The sequence below is a fragment of the Cryobacterium sp. TMT1-3 genome, assembly GCF_004402315.1.
In the GTDB taxonomy this organism is placed as follows: Bacteria; Actinomycetota; Actinomycetes; order Actinomycetales; family Microbacteriaceae; genus Cryobacterium; species Cryobacterium luteum.
In genome coordinates, this window is record NZ_SOFW01000002.1 from 1 (window position 1) to 18,230 (window position 18,230).

Here is an 18,230-nt window from a genome sequence, read left to right on the forward strand (position 1 = left end):
ATGGTACTGCAGGGGGGACCCTGTGGGAGAGTAGGACACCGCCGGACTTAACTTAGAACGACCAGAAAGGCCACCCCCGGGTGGCCTTTCTGCGTTAACGGCCACCCGAAAGGGTGGCCGTTCTGCGTTAACCCGAACGCCGTCCGTACGGATTCGCCTGCTGGGTGCGGCATCCACTTTGCTGGGTTCTCAGCGCCGTTTTGCCTAAGGGATTAGGCTTGAAGTGTCTGTCGAAATGCCGGACTAATTACACAGGAGATACAGTGAGCCCTTCAGGACCCCGCGACGGCGATTCCCGCAACAACGGTCAGGACGACCGTCGTTCGAACCAGAGCGGCCGACCCTCGAATGGGCGACCTTCCGGCGGCCGCGATGGCGCCAAGCCTCCGTACCGTGGTAATTCCGACCGCCCCGCTCAGGGCGGCGAACGTCCTCCTTATCGTGGCAACTCCGACCGATCCACCTATGGTGGCAACGACCGGGCTCCCTATCGCGGCAACTCTGACCGTCCCACGCAGGGCGAGCGTCCTCCGTATCGGGGCAACTCTGATCGCCCGTCCGGCGGCAGCGATCGCGCACCGTACCGGGGCAACTCTGACCGTCCCTCCGGCGGCAGCGATCGCGCACCGTACCGGGGTAATTCTGATCGTCCCGCGCAGGGCGAGCGTCCTCCTTATCGCGGTAACTCTGACCGTCCCTCCGGCGGCAACGACCGCGCACCGTACCGGGGTAACTCTGATCGTCCCGCGCAGGGCGAGCGTCCTCCTTATCGCGGTAACTCTGATCGTCCCGCGCAGGGCGAGCGTCCTCCGTACCGGGGTAATTCTGACCGTGCCTCCGGCGGCAACGACCGCGCACCGTACCGGGGTAACTCTGATCGTCCCGCGCAGGGCGAGCGTCCTCCCTACCGCGGCAACTCCGATCGCCCGGCGCAGGGTGGAGAACGCAAGCCGTGGGCCAAAGATGGCGCTCGGCCCGAGCNAGGGTGGAGAACGCAAGCCGTGGGCCAAAGATGGCGCTCGGCCCGAGCGCAGCGATCGGCCCAGCAGCGACCGCCCGCGTTCGGACAGCGACAGCAAGCCGTGGACGCAGCGCGGTGGCTCACCGAACCGTGCCGGCGCTCCGCGCGTCGACGCCGGCAAGAAGCTGTGGACCCGTGACGGTGCCCCCGCCCGCAACGATCGTGATGCGCGCGTCGTCGAAGAGGAAATGACCGAAGAGCAGCGCATGCAGCGCGAGCTGCGTTCGGTGCGTCCTCGCCACGACGACCCGGAACTTCCCGACGACATCACGGCCAACGATCTCGACCGCATCGCCCGCAACGAGCTCAAGACCCTCACCAAGGAGAACGCCGAGACCGTCGGTCGCCACCTGGCGATGGCCGCCCGCGTCATCGACGAGAACCCGCAGCTCGCACACCAGCACGTGATGAGCGCCGCCCGTCGGGCCGGTCGCATCGGCGTCGTGCGGGAGAGCCTCGCGATCACCGCCTACGCCACCGGCGACTTCGCCCTGGCCCTGCGCGAACTGCGCACCTACCGTCGAATTTCCGGCTCGAACGACCAGCTGCCCCTCATGGTCGACAGCGAACGGGGCGTCGGCCGTCCCGACCGTGCCCTCGAACTGGGCCGTTCGGTCGATCGCAGCACGCTGTCACCGTCCGTTCAGGTGGGCCTGGCCATCGCCATGTCCGGTGCACGCCTCGACCTCGGTGAAACGGATGCTGCGCTGGTCGAACTCGAAATTCCGCAGCTCAACCCCAACACGGCCTTCTCCTACAGCCCCGAGCTGTTCGCCGCCTACGCCGAGGTGTTGACCGAACTCGGCCGTGAGGACGAAGCCGACGAGTGGCTCGAGCGGGCCTCCCGCGCCGACGCCGCTCTGGGCGCCCCTGGTGACACAGACGAAACCATTGAAATCGAAGAGATGGACGACGACGACGAATACTTCGCCGGCAATTCCGGCGATGACGACGATGATGATGACGAAACCGTGGCGGCCGGCGAAGCTGCCAGGGTAGTCGCCGCTGCCGGACTCGGAGTGGTCGACCAGCCAGCCGCAAACGACACTGACGACGCCGACGACATCGTCACCGAAACGGTGGGCACCGCGGAAACTGACGACGAGATCGACGAGACTCCCGCTGCAACTGCAGCATCCGCTTCGATGATCGACACAGCGACGGAGCCGGATGCTGCATCGCCGAAAGCCTGAACCGGCGACGCCGCTTCACGGCGTTGACGTTCTGCTGGCCGACCTCGACGGTGTGGTGTACGCGGGCCCGGCGGCGATTCCCTTCGCCGTTGAAAGCCTGAATCGCGCCGCCGAGACCATCCGCATTGGCTACATCACCAACAACGCCTCCCGCACTGACCAGTCGGTTGCCGACCACCTCACCCAGCTGGGGCTGAACGTTGCGGCAGCGGATGTCGTCACCTCCCCGCAGGCGGCCGTGCGGCTGCTGGCGGAGCAGGTGGAACCGGGCGCGAGCATCCTCGTCGTCGGGGGCGACGGTCTCGTCGACGAGGTCGTCAAGGCCGGATTCGTGGTGACCCGATCCGCCGACGACAAGCCAGCCGCGGTGATCCAGGGCTTTGCGCCCGAGGTCGGCTGGGTGCACCTGGCCGAGGCGGCGTTCGCCCTGAACGCCGACGGCGTCGGCACTGGAATTCCATGGATCGCAACTAACACCGACTGGACCATTCCGGTGGCCCGCGGCATCGCACCCGGCAACGGCACACTTGTCTCCGCCGTGCACACGGCCGTCGGCCGACTCCCGGTCGTGGCCGGCAAGCCCGAAGTGGCGATCTTCCAGGAGGCGACACGGCGCTTCGGCGCGCAGAACGCGCTCTTCATCGGTGACCGGCTCGACACCGACATTCTCGGTGCGAATCGGGCGGGAATACCGGCGGTACTCGTGCTCACCGGCATCGACCGGGCCAAGCAGGCCCTCGCCGCCGATAAGGACTCCCGCCCGGCGTTCATCCTTGAGAACCTGCAGCAGCTGCACGAACCCTACCCGGAGACCGTGTTCTCCAAAGACGGCTCGACCGCAACGGTGAACGGTGCGAGTGTGCGCATCTCCGGCAACGATGTGCAGATTGTGAAGGACGGCGACGGCGGAATCGACCTGCTTCGCGCCGCGTGCGCCGCGATCTACCGATCCGGGCGGGCCATTTACGGGCTCAACGTTCCGGAGCGACTGTATCTCGCGCAGTAGCCTAGACCTGTGAACCCCCAACCCGAACCGGTCGATCTCGACGCGCAGCTGACCGACATCGAGACCCGACCGCTCGAACAACGAGCCGACCTGTTCGGGCAGCTGCACGAACAATTACGCGCACAGCTCGAAGACGCTGACACGGACCCGACCGACCCGACGGGCCCGGCATGACCGACTCCGCACACGACCACGAAACAGACGCACCCATGCCTGAGCCAGTGAACGACGCCACCCCGGTTGACAGCCTCCCCGAACGGATGCCCGCCACCCGCCTCGACGCCGCCCTCGCCGATCGTGGGCTGGTGCGCTCCCGAACGGTTGCCGCCAAGCTCATCGCCGACGGCCTCGTCACCGTCAACGGGCTGCCGGTCGTGAAAGCCAGCACCAAAGTCGCGGCGGACTCGGTTCTCGAGGTGGCCGCCACCGATCACTACGTGAGCCGGGGCGCCCACAAGCTCAACGCCGCCCTCGACGCCTTCACAATCACCGTCACCGGCCGCACGGCGCTCGACGCGGGCGCGAGTACCGGCGGGTTCAGCCAGGTGCTGCTCGAACGCGGCGCCGCCCACGTCATCGCCGTGGACGTCGGCCACGGTCAGCTGGCAGCGCAACTGAAGACCGAGCCGCAGCTGTTGCTGGTCGAGGGCTACAACATCCGCTATGCGACCCCGGAAACGCTCGCCGGGGCATCCGGAATCGAGGAAAGGCCCGACCTCGTCGTGGCGGACTTGTCGTTCATCTCGCTCACCACCGTGCTGCCGGCCCTCGTGGCGACCGCCGCGCCGGGAGCTGACTTCGTGCTGCTGATCAAACCACAGTTCGAAGTGGGCCGCGGCGGCATCCGCGAGGGCATCGTGCACGACAAAGGCCTGCGCAGCGACTCCGTGGCCGGCGTGCTCTGGGCCGGTCACGACCTCGGGCTGAAAACCTGCGGCGTCATCGCCTCACCCATCATTGGGGCCGCCGGCAATCACGAGTATCTGTGCTGGATGAGCGCCACGAGCGGCTCGAATCCGACAGAATGGATGGCCCGGATTGAAACCGTGGTGGGAGCGTGACGAGTTGAGTGACACCCCGCGGTACTTTCTCATCGTGGCGCACACCGGTCGAGCCGATTCGCTCGAAGCTGCCGCTACGGTGTGCGAGCAGCTCATCGCGAGCGGCGCCGTACCGGTGCTCGCCCCGGACGAACGCGCCGACCTGCTCGCCTCCTCGCCGGAGCTCAACGGACACATCGCCATTCTCGGCGAGAGCGTGTCGACCGCAGAGCTCGAGCTGGTCATCGTGCTCGGGGGCGACGGCACAATTCTGCGCTCTGCTGAACTCGTGCGCGGCTGCTCGGCCCCGCTGCTGGGCATCAACCTCGGTCACGTCGGATTTCTCGCCGAGAGTGAGCGCGACGACCTCGGTGAGGCCGTGCGCCGCGCCCTCAAAGGCGACTACGAGGTCGAAGAACGCCTTGCCCTGTCGGTGCGGGTCAAGGTCGCCGACGAGGTTGTCTACGAAACCTGGGCGCTCAACGAGGTCACCGTCGAAAAGGCCAGCCGTGAACGAATGATCGAGGTCGTCGTGGAGGTTGACGGTCGCCCGCTGTCATCGTTTGGCTGCGACGGCGTCGTGCTGTCCACCCCGACCGGCTCCACCGCGTACTCGTTCTCGGCCGGCGGCCCGATCGTCTGGCCCGGCGTTGAAGCACTCCTGCTGGTTCCGCTCAGCGCCCACGCCCTGTTCGCCCGCCCCCTCGTCGTCGGACCCGATTCCTCGCTCGCCGTCGAGGTGCTCTCCCGCACCGGGGCCCGCGCCGTGCTCTGCGCCGACGGTCGCCGCACCTGCGACCTGCCGATCAAAGCCCGCGTGATCGTGCGCCGCTCGAGCGTTCCGGTGCGCCTGGCCCGCCTGCACATCGGCCCGTTCACCGACCGCCTGGTGAACAAGTTCAACCTGCCCGTCACCGGCTGGCGTGGCCCGGTCGGTCGCGAGTGATCGACGAGCTGTTCATCCGCGACCTCGGCGTCATCGCCGAGGCCACGCTGCCGCTCGGCCCCGGGTTCACCGCGGTCACCGGCGAAACCGGCGCCGGCAAGACCATGGTCGTCACCGCGCTCGGACTCCTGCTCGGCGATCGAGCGGATGCCGGCACCGTGCGTCAGGGCCAGCCGCAGAGTTTCGTGCAGGGCCGTTGGGTCATCGACCCGGCCGGCGCGGTCGCCGACCGGGTGCGCGATGCCGGGGGAGACCTCGACGGACCCGAACTCATCCTCGGCCGCTCCGTCTCGAGCGAGGGCCGCAGCCGCGCGATGGTCGGGGGACGCGGCGCTCCGGCGAGCGTGCTCGGAGACCTGCGCAACGACCTCGTCGTGGTGCACGGCCAGAGCGACCAGGTGCGGTTGCGCTCGGCCACCGCCCAACGTGACGCCCTCGACCGTTTCGCCGGCCCCGAGCTCGCCGCCGTGCTCGGTGACTACCAGCACGCCTTCCACCGCTGGCAGGTCAACCAGGCCGAGCTGGACCGGCTCCAGACCGAACGAGACCTGCGCGCCCGTGAGGCCGACGACCTGCGCGCCGCGCTGACCGAGATCGAAACGGTCGCCCCGCAACCCGGTGAAGACACCGAACTGGGCGAACGCGCCGAACGGCTCGGCAACCTCGAAGAACTGCGCCTGGCCGGCGAAGAAGCCCGTCAGCTCATCTCCGCCGAAGACAACCCCGACAACATCCCCGACACGGTCGCCCTGCTCGAAACCGCGAGGCGCGCCCTCGACCGGGTCGCCGCCCACGATGTGGCCCTGCCACCGCTCGTCGCCGCGATCGCCAACGTCGGTTTCGTCGTCGCCGATATCGCCGCCGAACTCTCGAGCTACCTGGCCGGCCTCGATGCCGACGGCGCCCGCGAACTGGAAATCGTGCAGGAGCGCCGCGCGGAACTGAGCGTCCTGGCCCGCAAATATCCAGGCGGCCTCGAGGAGGCCATCGAATTTCTCACGAGCGGCAGCGCCCGGCTGCTCGAGCTCGACTCCGACTCCGATCGCATCGAGCAGCTCAGCCGTGAAGCGGATGCTGACCATACGCTGGTCACGACCCTCGCCGCCGCCCTCACCGCGTTGCGCCAGGCGGCAGCCGTGCAACTCGGCAGCCGGGTCACAGCCGAGCTCGGTGCGCTCGCCATGCCCGACGCTGTGCTGCACGTGGAGGTCGAATCCGCCCCGGAGTTCACCGTCACCGGCAGTGACCTCGTGCGCCTGCTGCTGCAACCACACGCCGGCGCGGAGCCGCGCGCGTTGGCGCGCGGGGCATCCGGTGGGGAACTGTCTCGGGTGATGCTCGCCATCGAGGTGGTCATCAACGCGACCGACCCGGTACCCACCTTCGTCTTCGACGAGATCGACGCCGGTGTGGGCGGGGCCGCCGCGATTGAAATCGGCCGCAGGCTCGCCCGGCTCGCCGAAACCGCCCAGGTCATCGTCGTCACCCACCTCGCCCAGGTCGCCGCGTTCGCCGGCAACCACCTCAGCGTCGTCAAAGACAGCGACGGATCGGTCACGGCCTCAAGCGTGCGCCAGTTGCGCGGCGAGGACCGCGCCGCCGAAATGGCGCGCCTGCTCTCTGGCCTACCCGACTCGAAAAGCGGCCTCGAACATGCCAGGGAGTTGCTCGACCTGGCCCAGTCCACCCCTCGTCCCCCTAAAAAGTAAGCGACAAATTTTCTGGTGATAGCATTGAAGCCCGTGGTGGAAAATATACTTACGGACCGATCAGACGGCTCGCGCAGTTCAGGCGATACCGTGAAGCACATCTTCGTGACCGGGGGTGTGGTCTCCTCGCTCGGTAAGGGCTTGACGGCGGCCAGCCTCGGAAACCTGCTCACGGCGCGCGGCCTGCGGGTCGTCATGCAGAAGCTCGACCCCTATCTCAACGTCGATCCGGGAACGATGAACCCGTTCCAGCACGGTGAGGTCTTCGTGACCGACGACGGTGCCGAGACCGACCTCGATATCGGGCACTACGAACGTTTTCTCGACATCAACCTCGGCCAGTCGGCCAACGTGACAACCGGTCAGGTCTACTCGCAGGTCATCGCCAAGGAGCGTCGCGGTGAGTACCTCGGTGACACCGTGCAGGTCATCCCGCACATCACCGATGAGATCAAGCGTCGCATGCGCCTGCAGGCGAGCGACGAGGTACGCCCCGACGTGATCATCACCGAGGTCGGCGGCACCGTCGGAGACATCGAATCCCAGCCGTTCCTCGAGGCGGCCCGCCAGGTGCGCCACGAACTCGGCCGCGGCAACGTGTTCTTCGTGCACGTCTCTCTCGTGCCGTTCCTCGGTGCGGCCGGCGAACAGAAGACCAAGCCCACCCAGCACTCCGTCGCCACCCTGCGCTCGATCGGAATCCAGCCCGACGCCCTCGTGCTGCGCAGCGACCGGCCGGTGTCCGAGTCGAACAAGCGCAAGATCGCGCTCATGTGCGACGTCGACGAAGACGCCGTGGTGAACTGCCCCGACGTCTCGTCGATCTACGAGATCCCCACGATGCTGCACGACCAGGGCCTCGACAAGTACATCGTCAACGCCCTCGGCCTCGCGGCTGGCACTGTGGACTGGACCGGCTGGGAGAAACTGCTCGAGTCGGTTCGCCACCCCAAACACGAGGTCACCATCGGCCTGGTCGGCAAGTACATTGACCTGCCGGATGCCTACCTCTCGGTCACCGAGGCCCTGCGCGCCGGCGGATTCGCCAACCAGGCCAAGGTCAAAATCGTCTGGATCGGTTCCGACGACTGCGAAACCGACGAGGGAGCGGCGCGCCTGCTCGGCGAGCTCGACGGCATCTGCGTGCCGGGCGGCTTCGGAATCCGCGGCATCGAGGGCAAGCTCGGCGCCCTCAAATTCGCTCGCGAGAACGGTATCCCCACGCTCGGCCTGTGCCTTGGCCTGCAGTGCATGGTCATCGAATACGCCCGCAACAAAGCCAACCTGCCCGGCGCCTCGTCGAGCGAATTCGACCCGGAAACCGAATTCCCGGTCATCGCGACCATGGAAGAGCAGGTCGAGATCATCGCCGGCGGCGACCTCGGCGGCACCATGCGCCTCGGACTCTACCCGGCCACCCTCGCCGAAGGGTCCCTCGTCGCCGAACTGTACGGCGCCAGTGAAGCCTCCGAACGGCACCGTCACCGCTACGAGGTCAACAACGCCTTCCGCGATCAGATCGCCCTGGCTGGCCTGTGGTTCTCCGGTACCAGCCCCGACCGCCACCTGGTGGAGTACGTCGAGCTCAAACGCGAGGAGCACCCGTTCTACGTCGGTACGCAGTCCCACCCGGAGCTGCGGTCACGGCCGAACCACGCGCATCCGCTCTTCAAAGGTCTGATCAAAGCCGCGCTCGACCGCCAGCAGGCCAGCCGGTTGTTCGAGGTGAAGGAAGAACTCAGTGCCTGACGCCCTGCAGGACGACGTCGTTGCGGTAGCGGTGACCGCGAGCGACGTCGTCTATGACGGGGCCATCTGGAATGTGCGGCGCAATTCGTTCGACTACAACGGCTCGAACATCACCCGCGAGTACATCGAGCACCCCGGCGCGGTCGCGGTGCTCGCCCTCGACGAGCACGACCGGGTGCTGCTGATCAAGCAGTACCGGCACCCGACGGGCCTGCGCGGCTGGGAACTGCCGGCCGGTCTGCTCGACGTCACCGGCGAGAATGCCGTCGTCGGGGCCCAGCGGGAGCTGGCCGAAGAAGCGGATGTCGTCGCCTCCGAGTGGGCGCTGCTCACCGAGTTCTACACCTCACCCGGCGGCAGCAACGAAGCCATCCGGGTGTATCTGGCGCGCGACGTCTCTGCGGTCGCCGCCTTCGACCGCACCGAGGAAGAAGCCGACATCGAACTGCGCTGGGTGCCGCTCGATGAGTGCGTCGACGCCGTACTGGCGCGGCGCATCAGCAACCCGATCCTGATCGTGGCTGTGCTGGCCGCTCAGGTTGCTCGTTCCCGCGGGTGGAGCACGCTCGCGCCGGCTGACCTGCCGTGGCCGCGGCATCCGCTCAGCCTGCATTCGCGCACCAGCACGGCCTGAGCATGTCGATCGCCACGGCGGTGGATGGGTATCTGCGGCACGTGGCGGTCGAGCGTGGCCTCGCCGCGAACACCGTCGCCGCGTACCGGCGTGATCTCGGGCTGTATACGGCCTGGTTGGTGGCCAGCTCGGAGGAGGCGCCGTCTCGGCCGGTCAGCGACCTGCGGGCGGTCACCCGGCAGCACATTTCGGCTTTCGTGCAGCATCTCGGCCTGCGCGCCCCATCGCCGCTGACCGCCGCGTCGATCGCCAGGGTTCTCTCGACCGTGCGCGGATTCCACCGCTTCCTTCTCGATGAAGGCCTCGTCGAAGCGGATGTCGCGCACGACACCAAACCGCCCAAGCTCGCCCTGCGGCTGCCCAAGGCCATTTCGATCGAGCAGGTCGAGGCGCTGCTCGCGGCGACCGACGGCGACGACGTGCAACGGCTGCGCGACAAAGCCCTGCTCGAACTGCTCTACGCGACCGGCGCCCGGGTGAGCGAGGTGGTCAACCTCAACGTTGACGATGTACTCGTGGAGGTGTTCGACTCGGTGCGCCTCACCGGCAAGGGCGATAAACAGCGCATGGTGCCGGTCGGCAGCTTCGCACGCGCCGCGGTCTCGAACTATCTCGTGCGAGCCCGGCCGCTGCTGTCGGCGCGCGGTCGGTCGACGCCGGCCCTGTTCCTCGGCGTGCGCGGGCAGCGGGTCAGCCGGCAGAATGCCTGGCTGATCATTCGCGCGGCCGCCGAGCGGGCCGGACTCACCGTGCCCGTGTCGCCGCACACCCTGCGACACTCCTTCGCGACGCACCTGCTCGCCGGAGGTGCCGACGTGCGCGTGGTGCAGGAGCTGCTCGGCCATTCCTCGGTCGCAACCACCCAGATCTACACCCTGGTCACCGCGGACACCCTGCGCGACATGTACACCACCGCCCATCCGCGCGCACGCTGACCCGTCCGCGAGAGCGGCAATATCGTTGCTTCGCAGGTGCTGAAGCCACGCTTTTCCGGCTCGCGCGAGAGATGGGTGACGGGGTGCTCGGCGATCCTTACGGCGACCAGCCGAACACTCGCTACAATCGACCAAGTGATGGGTGCAGACGAAGCGAGGACGGGCCAGTGACGCGCAAGTTGAGCGAGCGAATTTCGCTACCCGGTTTCGACGACATGCCGGTGGGTCCGACCGGACGTGAAAAACACGAGTTCGCTGCCCCTGAACCGCTGAAAAGCCATGGTCCGGCTCGCATCATCTCCCTCTGCAACCAGAAGGGCGGCGTCGGCAAGACCACGACGACCATCAACCTCGGTGCCGCCCTGGCCAGCTACGGCCGCCGGGTGCTCGCTGTCGACTTCGACCCGCAGGGTGCCCTGTCGGCCGGCCTCGGCGTGCCCACCCACGACGTCACCACCATCTACGACCTGCTGCTCAACGGCAAGGTCGACCCGAAAGACGCAATCCAGTCGACCTCGGTCGAGGGCCTCGACGTCATCCCCGCCAACATCGATCTCTCGGCCGCCGAGGTCCACCTGGTCAACGAGGTGGCCCGAGAGCAGATTCTGGCCCGCGTGCTGCGCAAGGTCTCCGGCGACTACGACGTCATCCTGATCGACTGCCAGCCTTCCCTCGGCATCCTCACCGTCAACGCGCTCACCGCCAGCCACGGTGTGCTGATCCCACTCGAGTGCGAATTCTTCGCTCTGCGCGGCGTGGCCCTGCTCATCGAAACCATCGACAAGGTGCGCGACCGGCTCAACCCGGCGATCGAACTCGACGGAATCCTCGCCACGATGTACGACTCCCGCACTCTGCACTCCCGCGAGGTGCTCGAGCGCGTCGTTGATGCCTTTGGCCACAGCGTGCTCGAAACCGTCATCGGGCGCACCGTGAAATTCCCCGATGCGAGCGTGGCCGGGGTGCCCATCACCGACTTCGCGCCCGAGCACGCCGCTGCCAAGGCGTACCTGCAGGTGGCCCGCGAACTGATCCACCGTGGCGCAGTCGCCTAGCGCGCCCGAGAAGCCCGCGTTTTCGGTCGCCCTCGGCAACTTCGAGGGCCCGTTCGACCTGCTGTTGAAACTGATCACCCGGCACGAACTCGACATCACCGAGATCTCGCTGAGCCAGGTCACCGACGAGTTCATCTCCTACCTGCGCGGCCTTGACGCCACCGAAGAGCTCGATCAGGCGACCGAGTTTCTCGTTGTCGCCGCGACGCTGCTCGACCTCAAAGTGGCCGGGCTGCTGCCGCAGGGCGAACTCGTCGACGCAGAAGATGTCGCCCTGCTCGAAGCCCGCGACCTACTGTTCGCCCGCCTGCTGCAGTACCGCGCGTTCAAGGAAGCCGCGAGCTGGTTCACCAGCCAGCTTGACACGGAGACCCGCCGCCACGTGCGGTCGGTGCGCCTCGAAGAGAAGTACCGTCAGAGCACCCCTGAGCTGGTCTGGACGCTCTCCCTCGCCGACTTCGCCGCCCTGGCCACCGTCGCGCTCGCGCCGCGCGAGCTGCCCATTGTGGGCCTCGACCACCTGCACGCGCCGCTGGTCAGCATTCGCGAACAGGCCGCTTATGTCGTCGCCATGCTGAAGCCGGGGGAGCCGGTCTCGTTCCGCGCACTCATCGCCGGCGCCGACCAGAAGGGCGTCATCATCGCCCGTTTTCTCGCGGTGCTCGAGCTCTACCGCCACGGCGCCCTCTCTTTCGACCAGATCGAGCCCCTCGGTGAGCTCACCCTGCGCTGGAATACGCAGTCCCTGAACGGGCAGGACTGGACCGACGACAACCTCGCATCGCTCGGAGCCGACTATGACAACTGACCACATGACAACTGACTTCAGAAACACGGTAGACCAGGCCACCGACATCCGATCACGCACCCCGCAAACGCACGCCGCAGCATCCGTTTCGCCGGCCGCCAGCGACACCGCCGCGCACGCCCTTGACCGACAGCTTGAGGCCGTCTTCATGGTCGCCGACGAACCGCAGAGCATCGTGCACCTCGCGACCGCCGTCGGCCGGACGATCGCCGAGGTGGCGGCATCCGTTGCCCGGCTCGTGGCCGATTTCGACGGCAACAGCAGCTTCAACGGCAGTGAAACGGTGCGCCGCGGCTTTGAGCTGCGCGAGGTCGCCGGCGGCTGGCGCATCTACGTACGCGCCACCCACGACAAACTCGTGACCGACTTCGTGCTGACCCAAAATCCCAGCCGGCTCAGCCAGGCAGCGCTCGAAACCCTCGCTGTGATCGCCTACAAGCAGCCGATCAGTCGCGGCCAGGTCGCAAGCATCCGCGCGGTCAATGTCGACTCCGTGGTGCGCACGCTGCTCGGTCGCGGCCTGGTCACCGAGGCGTTCACCGACAGTGAAACCGGCGCCATCAACTACGCCACCACAGACTTGCTGCTCACCCAGCTCGGAATCAACTCGCTCGACGAGTTACCCCACCTCTCGCCGTTGCTCGACGGCGGAACCGACGGATTCGAGGATCTGCTTTGACCGACAATACGACCAACGACAGCGCCCCGCGCGACCCGAACTTCAACCCGGAGGCTGCAGCCGACGGCGTGCGCCTGCAGAAGGTTCTCGCCTCGGCCGGAGTCGCCAGCCGTCGTGTCTCCGAAGACCTCATCACCTCCGGGCGTGTGCGCGTGAACGGCAAGGTCGTCACCGAACTCGGCCGCCGCGTGCACCCCGAAACCGACCAGGTCGCCGTCGACAACGTGGCCGTGCAGCTCGACACCACCCGCCGTTACCTCATGCTCAACAAGCCGGTCGGCGTCGTCTCCTCGATGCAGGACGAAAGCGGCCGCCCCGACCTGCGCGAATTCACCGACCAGTTCGACGAACGCCTGTTCAACGTGGGCCGCCTCGACGCCCAGACCAGCGGCCTGCTCATCCTCACCAACGACGGTGACCTCGCCCACGTGCTCGCCCACCCCTCGTTCGGCGTCTCCAAGACCTACATCGCCAAGGTCGAGGGCCGTGTCTCACCGCAGACCATCGGCCAGCTGCAGAGCGGCATCGAACTCGAAGACGGCCCCATCCACGCCGACAAGGCGCGCATCCTCACGAGCCCTCCCGGCGGCGGCTTCAGCATGGTCGAGCTCACCCTGCACTCCGGGCGCAACCGCATCGTGCGACGGATGCTCGACGCCGTCGGTCACCCCGTGGTCGACCTCGTGCGTCGCCAGTTCGGGCCGCTGAACCTCGGCACCCTGCAGCAGGGTGCCGTTCGCGAACTCACCCGGGAAGAACTCGGCCAGCTGCTCACCGTCTCCCGCCAGGCGCCCAGCGCACGGCCCGACGCCGACTAAGGACTGACGCATATGGGGGAAAGCCGCCTCGTCGGCCCGGTGCGCATCGTCGGCGTCGGACTGCTCGGAACCAGCGTCGGGCTCGGTCTGCGGGGCCGCCAGATCGAGACGATCCTGGCCGACGCCTCGCCGACCAACCTGCGCATTGCCATCGACTACGGCGCCGGTCGCGCCGCAGCGCCGGGCGATCTGCCGCAGCTCATCGTGGTCTGCGTGCCGCCGGATGTCACCGCGGAGATCGTCGCCCGCGAGCTCGAGGCCTACCCGGGCGCGATCGTGACGGATGTCGCGAGCGTCAAACTCGCCCCGCTCGCCGAGCTGCGCGAGCGCGGAGCCGACATCAGCCGCTACATCGGCTCGCATCCGCTCGCCGGTCGGGAGAAGGGTGGGCCGCTCTCCGGCCGCGCCGACCTGTTCATCGGCCGCCCCTGGGTCGTCGCCGCGCACGACGCGATCAGCTACCAGCAGGCCGGCGCGATCGATGATCTCATCCTCGACCTCGGTGCCATTCTGGTGGAGATGACCCCCGAGGAGCACGACCTCGGGGTCGCGCTGGTCTCGCACGTGCCGCAGGTCATTTCGACCCTGATGGCCCGCCGCCTTACCGGAGCGGCGCATTCCTCGCTCAACCTTGCCGGCCAGGGCCTGCGCGACGTCACCAGGGTCGCCGCGAGCGACCCCGACCTGTGGGTGCAGATTCTCGGCGCCAACGCCAAACCGGTGCGCGATGTGCTGTTGGCCTACCGCGACGACCTTGACCGCTTCATCGACGCTCTGGAAGACCCGGCCGCTCCGGGAGCGCAGCGCAAAGTTGCCGAAGAACTGGCCGGCGGCAACGCCGGGGTGGCCCGCCTGCCCGGCAAACACGGGCAGGACCGCCGCTTCTCCTCGATGGTCGTCATGGTCAACGATCAGCCGGGCCAGATCGCTCGCCTGCTCAACGACATCGGCGAGTTGAACGTTAACCTCGAAGACTTACGCTTGGAACACTCGCCGGGCGCCCAGATCGGCCTCGCCGAAATCTCTGTCCTGCCCGAGGCCGTCACCCGCCTCACCGAAGAGCTGGCCGCCCGCGGCTGGCGGATTGCTGGTTAACGCACATGGCACGTCACTCCCTCCCCACCGTCGTCGCCATCGATGGACCGGCCGGCAGCGGCAAGTCGAGCGTGAGTCGTGCCATCGCACGCCGCCTTGGCTTCGCCTACCTCGACACCGGTGCCGCCTACCGTGCGCTGGCCTGGCTGGCGCTTGACCGCCACACCGACAGCAGCCAAGCGGATGCCGTCACCGCCCTCCTGAAAGACTTCGACTATGCGATCGGAACCGACCCCGACGAATACTTCGTCACGGTGGGACAGACCGACGTGACCGACGCCATCCGCTCGCCGGAGGTCAGTGCAGCGGTCAGCGCCGTCGCCCGCGTTCCCGAGGTGCGCCGGGCGCTCACCGACTTGTTTCGGAGCATCGCCGAGAACGTGGATCGACCCGGTGTCGTGGTCGAAGGACGCGACATCACGACCATCGTCGCCCCCGAGGCTGAGGTGCGCATTCTACTGACCGCATCCGAGGAGGCTAGAATGGCTAGACGCTCTGCGGAAATAACGACCCAATCGGCCCAAACCGTGGCAGAACAGTTGCGATCACGCGATCGTGCTGACTCACAGGTTGTCGATTTCATGAGCGCTGCAGACGGTGTGATAACCGTCGACTCCACCCATCTCGACTTCGAGCAGACCATTGAAGCGGTCATCGACGTCTACCACACACGCATGAAGCAGGCTTTGAATGAGTAACGAATACGACGACACGAGCACAGCGCTCGACACCGAGCTGGCGGAACGACTCGCCAACCTCGACGAGGAACTCGCCACCCGGCGATCCGCGGCGCTGCGCACCGACCTCGACAACTACGACCTCGACGAGGAAGACCTCGACGTACTGCAGGCCGTCACCGACGACCCCGACGCGATCCAGTATCTGCCGGCGGTTCCGGTGATCGCCATCGTCGGCCGCCCGAACGTGGGCAAGTCTGCGCTGGTCAACCGCATCCTCGGCCGCCGTGAGGCCGTCGTCGAGGATACCCCCGGTGTCACGCGAGACCGCGTCGCGTACAAGGGCGACTGGAACGAACGCAAGTTCAGCCTCGTCGACACCGGCGGGTGGGAGCCCGACGCCAAGGGCATCGACGCCTCCGTCGCCGCCCAGGCTGAGATCGCCATCGACCTGTCCGACCTCGTCATGTTCGTCGTCGACTCCAACGTGGGCCCGACCTCGACCGACGAAGCGGTCGTGCGCATGCTTCGCAAGAGCGGCAAGCCCGTCTTCTTGATCGCCAACAAGGTCGACGACGTGCGCCAGGAACCCGAAGCGGCCAGCCTGTGGTCGCTCGGTCTCGGGCAGCCGTGGCCGGTCTCCGCCCTGCACGGTCGTGGTGTTGCCGACCTGCTCGACGCGATTCTGCTCGTGCTGCCCGAAATTTCCAACGTTGCCAAGCAGGAAGTGGGCGGCCCGCGCCGCGTGGCCATTCTCGGACGCCCGAACGTCGGCAAGTCCAGCCTGCTCAACAAGGTCGTGGGGGAGGAGCGCGTTGTCGTCAACGAACTCGCCGGCACGACCCGCGACCCGGTCGACGAGCAGGTCGAGCTCGGCGGCAAGGTGTGGCGTTTCGTCGACACCGCCGGAATCCGCCGGAGAGTGCACCTTTCGCAGGGCGCCGACTTCTACGCTTCGCTGCGCACCAGCGCTGCCCTGGAAAAGGCCGAGGTGGCCGTTGTGCTGCTCGACGTGACCGAGGTCATCAGCGAGCAGGATATCCGCGTCATCGACCTCGTCATCGAATCGGGTCGTGCGCTCGTGCTCGCTTTCAACAAGTGGGACCAGATCGACGACGACCGTCGCCGCTACCTCGAGCGTGAAATCGAGCAGGACCTGGCCCACGTGGCCTGGGCACCGCGCGTGAACATTTCGGCCAAGACCGGCCGCCACATGGAGAAGCTGGTTCCGGCCCTCGAGCTCGCGCTCGAGTCGTGGGACACCCGCATCGCCACCGGCAAGTTCAACGCCTTCCTGGCCGAACTCGCCGCCGCCCACCCGCACCCCGTGCGCAGTGGCAAGCAGCCGCGCATCCTGTTCGGCACCCAGGCCTCGAGCCGCCCGCCGACGTTCGTGGTGTTCACCACCGGATTCCTCGACCCGGGCTACCGTCGTTACATCCAGCGTCGCCTGCGCGAGATCTACGGCTTCGAGGGCAGCCCGATCAACCTCAGTATGCGAGTTCGCGAGAAGCGCAAACGCTCGTGAGCACCGCCCTGTATGGGCGGCGCAGCTTGACGCCGGCCGGGACAGCCCCGGTGCGGCACAAGCTCGATTCCATTCAGGTGACATCGTTGTCTTCGCCGGTGAAGCAACGCCGGCTGACCTCTACGCCGGGCCCGGTCTGGAACGGCCTTTCACGCTCGGCATCGGGTTTGCTCTGATCATGCTCGCAGTCACCGCGATCGAAGCTCGCGGGGGTATCGGCGTGCTGACCAGGCTCACGATCTTCGGCGACATGTCGTACTCGGTCTATCTCTGCCACGTGCTCGTGCTCAACGTCATCGGGCGTGCCTGGGGATTCGTTTCCACCCCTGACCTTGCGACCAACCCGGTCGTCGCCATCGTCTTCTGGGTGGGTGCGTTCGGCGCGGTCGTGCTCGTCGGCTACCTGAGTTATCGCCTGATCGAGCGCCCGGTGATGGGAGTTTCCAAGCGCTACCGCTCGCGCGTGTTCCGCGAGAAACGAATGCTGCCAAAAAATGTAACTCGTTCCTGGCTCAATATCGTGCACACGTGTCGAATTTGCCAAATTACGCGAACGGATGCGGCCGGGCCTGTTAACGCAGGTCCGGCCGCTTTTTCATACCCATTTCGAGTGCACTGTCTACCCCCTGAACGCGGGGTGAACCTGAGAAGGAGCCGAGTTGGCTTGATACATTACCCATTGTGGGCAATACTCATTTTTGTCACCCCGGCCTCCTACAGCCTCCACCCGCACCTCCCGATCATGTGCACCAGACGAAATGTGAACCATGTCCTCCTCCACTGCTTTCGCTTCGCGCTCTGCCGTTCGCCCCGTCGTTCGTTCCTCTCGCCGTTTGGCCCTCATCGCCGCGGCCGGTGCCTTCGCTGTTGCCTTCAGCGGCCTCGCCGCAATTCCAGCTCAGGCCGCCGACGGCACCGTGTCGGTCGCGGTTCCCGCCGGTAGCAAGGTTGCTACCGATCTCGGCACCATCCCGGCTGACGCTGCGTCGGTCGACGTGATGTTCGACACCACCGCTGCCGCGCCCACCGACATCAAAGTACTCGTCGGCCCGGAATACACTCAGCGCTACTACTTCACCGCCCCGACCGGGGACGGCCCCGAGCGCACCTATACGGTGCCCGTCACCAGCAAGTCCGACGGAACCATCGTCGTCGCCAGCAGCTCCGCGAACGTCAAGGTCGCCATGACCGTGGTCGGTTTCACAAAGAAGACCGTGCCGGCCCCCACCCCGGCCCCCACCCCGGCCCCCACCCCGGCTCCCGCTCCCGCCCCGGCACCGGCACCGGCTCCCGCCCCCACCCCGGCACCGGCTCCCGCCCCCACCCCGGCACCGGCT

General features: G+C 67.0%; 18 protein-coding genes. 17 read left to right on the forward strand and 1 reads right to left on the reverse strand.

Annotation, left to right across the window (positions count from 1 at the left end):
- Nucleotides 1-963 precede the first annotated feature (963 nt).
- The 16 genes from E3O25_RS17280 to der all read left to right on the forward strand — a co-directional run bounded on the left by E3O25_RS17280 (nucleotide 964) and on the right by der (nucleotide 16,893).
- Nucleotides 964-2,214, forward strand: a complete 1,251-nt coding sequence (locus E3O25_RS17280) for a M48 family metallopeptidase (RefSeq protein WP_174721685.1) — start codon at nucleotides 964-966, stop codon at nucleotides 2,212-2,214.
- Complete coding sequence (locus E3O25_RS00030) at nucleotides 2,192-3,220, forward strand: HAD-IIA family hydrolase (RefSeq protein WP_092111533.1); 1,029 nt, start codon at nucleotides 2,192-2,194, stop codon at nucleotides 3,218-3,220. Before E3O25_RS17280 ends, E3O25_RS00030 begins: the two co-directional genes overlap by 23 nt.
- Before the next feature lie 9 nt (nucleotides 3,221-3,229).
- The gene (locus E3O25_RS16815; RefSeq protein ID WP_166787813.1) at nucleotides 3,230-3,394 is read left to right on the forward strand and encodes a hypothetical protein; all 165 of its coding nucleotides are present in this window, start codon (nucleotides 3,230-3,232) and stop codon (nucleotides 3,392-3,394) included.
- Between the two features lie 86 nt (nucleotides 3,395-3,480).
- The gene (locus E3O25_RS00035; protein ID WP_092111547.1) at nucleotides 3,481-4,281 is read left to right on the forward strand and encodes a TlyA family RNA methyltransferase; all 801 of its coding nucleotides are present in this window, start codon (nucleotides 3,481-3,483) and stop codon (nucleotides 4,279-4,281) included.
- Between the two features lie 4 nt (nucleotides 4,282-4,285).
- Complete coding sequence (locus E3O25_RS00040; RefSeq protein WP_092111545.1) at nucleotides 4,286-5,206, forward strand: NAD kinase; 921 nt, start codon at nucleotides 4,286-4,288, stop codon at nucleotides 5,204-5,206.
- The gene (gene recN / locus E3O25_RS00045) at nucleotides 5,203-6,915 is read left to right on the forward strand and encodes a DNA repair protein RecN (protein ID WP_092111531.1); all 1,713 of its coding nucleotides are present in this window, start codon (nucleotides 5,203-5,205) and stop codon (nucleotides 6,913-6,915) included. The genes E3O25_RS00040 and recN overlap by 4 nt, the downstream gene beginning before the upstream one ends.
- A gap of 45 nt (nucleotides 6,916-6,960) precedes the next feature.
- Nucleotides 6,961-8,664 (forward strand): CTP synthase, encoded by a 1,704-nt coding sequence (locus E3O25_RS00050; RefSeq protein WP_092111542.1) that lies wholly within the window; start codon nucleotides 6,961-6,963, stop codon nucleotides 8,662-8,664.
- Nucleotides 8,657-9,298, forward strand: a complete 642-nt coding sequence (locus E3O25_RS00055) for an NUDIX hydrolase (RefSeq protein WP_092111530.1) — start codon at nucleotides 8,657-8,659, stop codon at nucleotides 9,296-9,298. Before E3O25_RS00050 ends, E3O25_RS00055 begins: the two co-directional genes overlap by 8 nt.
- A 2-nt stretch (nucleotides 9,299-9,300) precedes the next feature.
- On the forward strand, nucleotides 9,301-10,233 hold the full coding sequence (gene xerD / locus E3O25_RS00060; RefSeq protein WP_134360159.1) for a site-specific tyrosine recombinase XerD: 933 nt from the start codon (nucleotides 9,301-9,303) through the stop codon (nucleotides 10,231-10,233).
- A gap of 215 nt (nucleotides 10,234-10,448) precedes the next feature.
- Nucleotides 10,449-11,288 carry a ParA family protein gene (locus E3O25_RS00065; protein WP_134360165.1) on the forward strand — a complete coding sequence of 280 codons (840 nt, stop codon included), beginning with the start codon at nucleotides 10,449-10,451 and terminating at the stop codon, nucleotides 11,286-11,288.
- The gene (locus tag E3O25_RS00070; protein WP_134360160.1) at nucleotides 11,272-12,096 is read left to right on the forward strand and encodes a ScpA family protein; all 825 of its coding nucleotides are present in this window, start codon (nucleotides 11,272-11,274) and stop codon (nucleotides 12,094-12,096) included. Before E3O25_RS00065 ends, E3O25_RS00070 begins: the two co-directional genes overlap by 17 nt.
- A gap of 4 nt (nucleotides 12,097-12,100) precedes the next feature.
- Nucleotides 12,101-12,775: an SMC-Scp complex subunit ScpB gene (locus E3O25_RS00075; RefSeq protein ID WP_134360161.1), complete on the forward strand. Its 675-nt coding sequence runs from the start codon at nucleotides 12,101-12,103 to the stop codon at nucleotides 12,773-12,775.
- A 68-nt stretch (nucleotides 12,776-12,843) separates the two neighbouring features.
- Entirely contained in the window at nucleotides 12,844-13,593 is a 750-nt protein-coding gene (locus tag E3O25_RS00080) for a pseudouridine synthase (RefSeq protein ID WP_241984069.1), read from the forward strand.
- Between the two features lie 12 nt (nucleotides 13,594-13,605).
- The gene (locus E3O25_RS00085; RefSeq protein WP_134360162.1) at nucleotides 13,606-14,688 is read left to right on the forward strand and encodes a prephenate dehydrogenase; all 1,083 of its coding nucleotides are present in this window, start codon (nucleotides 13,606-13,608) and stop codon (nucleotides 14,686-14,688) included.
- A gap of 5 nt (nucleotides 14,689-14,693) precedes the next feature.
- Complete coding sequence (cmk, locus tag E3O25_RS00090; RefSeq protein WP_092111519.1) at nucleotides 14,694-15,386, forward strand: (d)CMP kinase; 693 nt, start codon at nucleotides 14,694-14,696, stop codon at nucleotides 15,384-15,386.
- Nucleotides 15,379-16,893 carry a ribosome biogenesis GTPase Der gene (gene der, locus E3O25_RS00095; RefSeq protein ID WP_134360163.1) on the forward strand — a complete coding sequence of 505 codons (1,515 nt, stop codon included), beginning with the start codon at nucleotides 15,379-15,381 and terminating at the stop codon, nucleotides 16,891-16,893. The genes cmk and der overlap by 8 nt, the downstream gene beginning before the upstream one ends.
- Nucleotides 16,894-16,966: 73 nt before the next feature.
- Here the strand turns inward: der and E3O25_RS00100 are convergent, their stop codons facing one another.
- A complete protein-coding gene (locus E3O25_RS00100; RefSeq protein ID WP_134360164.1) occupies nucleotides 16,967-17,419 on the reverse strand; it encodes a hypothetical protein in 453 nt (150 codons plus the stop codon).
- Between the two features lie 241 nt (nucleotides 17,420-17,660).
- Between E3O25_RS00100 and E3O25_RS17120 the strand changes: the two genes are divergently transcribed.
- Nucleotides 17,661-18,230: hypothetical protein (locus E3O25_RS17120; RefSeq protein WP_198410932.1), on the forward strand; the 570-nt coding region annotated here is incomplete at its 3' end.

Bases quoted from the DNA above. Each gene is read 5' to 3' on its own strand.
- E3O25_RS00030 (WP_092111533.1), top strand. From the start codon at position 2,192: ATGCTGCATCGCCGAAAGCCTGAACCGGCGACGCCGCTTCACGGCGTT.
- der (WP_134360163.1), top strand. From the start codon at position 15,379: ATGAGTAACGAATACGACGACACGAGCACAGCGCTCGACACCGAGCTG.
- cmk (WP_092111519.1), top strand. From the start codon at position 14,694: ATGGCACGTCACTCCCTCCCCACCGTCGTCGCCATCGATGGACCGGCC.
- E3O25_RS00085 (WP_134360162.1), top strand. From the start codon at position 13,606: ATGGGGGAAAGCCGCCTCGTCGGCCCGGTGCGCATCGTCGGCGTCGGA.
- E3O25_RS00035 (WP_092111547.1), top strand. From the start codon at position 3,481: ATGCCCGCCACCCGCCTCGACGCCGCCCTCGCCGATCGTGGGCTGGTG.
- E3O25_RS00075 (WP_134360161.1), top strand. From the start codon at position 12,101: ATGACAACTGACTTCAGAAACACGGTAGACCAGGCCACCGACATCCGA.
- E3O25_RS00065 (WP_134360165.1), top strand. From the start codon at position 10,449: ATGCCGGTGGGTCCGACCGGACGTGAAAAACACGAGTTCGCTGCCCCT.
- xerD (WP_134360159.1), top strand. From the start codon at position 9,301: ATGTCGATCGCCACGGCGGTGGATGGGTATCTGCGGCACGTGGCGGTC.